At 65.7% G+C, this 1,211-nt stretch carries 1 pseudogene; it reads right to left on the bottom strand.

Going from position 1 to position 1,211, the window contains the following annotated elements:
- A pseudogene (locus tag FFS64_RS31185) lies at positions 1–1,211 on the bottom strand (RHS repeat protein); the annotation flags it as partial.

Here is a 1,211-nt window from a genome sequence, read left to right as displayed (position 1 = left end):
GAAGCTGCCGGGTTCGTAGAGGTAGCTGCGGTAGTGGGTTGGGCTGCTTTCGGCGACGAGTTGGTCGCCCTGCCAGAAGAAGCGGGTGGTGTGGCCGTCGACGGTCTTGGCGATGCGCCGGCCGAAGGCGTCGTAGCGGTAGGCCGCCTGGCGACCGTCCGGCAGCTGGAGGCCGATCAGGCGGTGCTGGCTGTCGTAGCGGTACTCCGTGACAGCATTGCCACGCTGCTCGCGGATCAGGTTGCCGTAGGCGTCGTAGTCGTAATGCCGGTCGGCGTGGCGCCGCAGGTGGTTGCCCTTGAGGTGCCAGGGGCCGGGGCGGTCGTGGATCAGCAGGTTGCCGGCCGGGTCGTGGCTGAAGTTTTCCGGGTCCTGATCACGGGCGTGGCGGACGTGGGTCAGGCGGTCGAGCGGGTCGTACTGGTAGCGGCGTTGGCCGTGGCGGCTGTCGTCGACCTGCAGGAGGTTGCCGTTGGCGGCGTAGGCATAGTCGCGGCGGTACAACGGACGCTGCTGTTGGCTGACGGCGTGAGCGTGCAGGCGGCCCTGTTCGTCGTAGGCGTATTCACTGAGCAATGCGCCTTGCTGGCGGTTTTGTTCGCGACCCGCGACAAAGCTGTGGGTGGTCAGGCGTGTGCCGTTGAGGTCGATGGCGGTCAGCGCGCCGCCCTGAGCCCGGTGGTATTTCAGGCGGCTGTTGTCCGGCAGGCGCAGGTGCTGCAACTGGCCGCAGGCGTCATAGCCGTAACGCAGGGTGCCCCAGCCCTGGTGTTCGGTGATCAGCCGGTCATGGGCGTCGTAATCGAACGCCAGCGGATGCTCCTGGCCGTCGTCGACACTGACCAAGCGACCCAGGCGGTCGTAGCGGTACTCGACCTTGACCCCATCGGGCAAGGTCTTGACCAGTAGGCGTCCGGCGCTGTCGCGTTGATAGGCCGTAACGCGTGTTGAGCCGTCATCGCCGAACTCGGTCTTTTCCAGCAACCGACCGTTGAGGTCATAGGCATAGGCGGTGCGCCGACCGTCGAAGCCGGTTTCCTGGCGGATCAAGCCGCCCGGCGTGTAGTCCAGCCGATAACGCTCGCCGGCCTCGTTTTCGATTTCGGTCAGCAACAGTTGTGCGTGGTTGTAGCGGTACTTCAGTTCGCTGCCGTCGGGGTTGATCCGTCGGCTGACCAGGTGCAGGTCGTCGGCGTATTCGTAGCGGGTGA

It is taken from the genome of Pseudomonas sp. G(2018), from assembly GCF_005502415.1.
Taxonomy (GTDB): Bacteria; Pseudomonadota; Gammaproteobacteria; order Pseudomonadales; family Pseudomonadaceae; genus Aquipseudomonas.
Note: the sequence above shows the minus strand (reverse complement) of the source record. Positions and strands in the feature narration are given on the sequence as shown.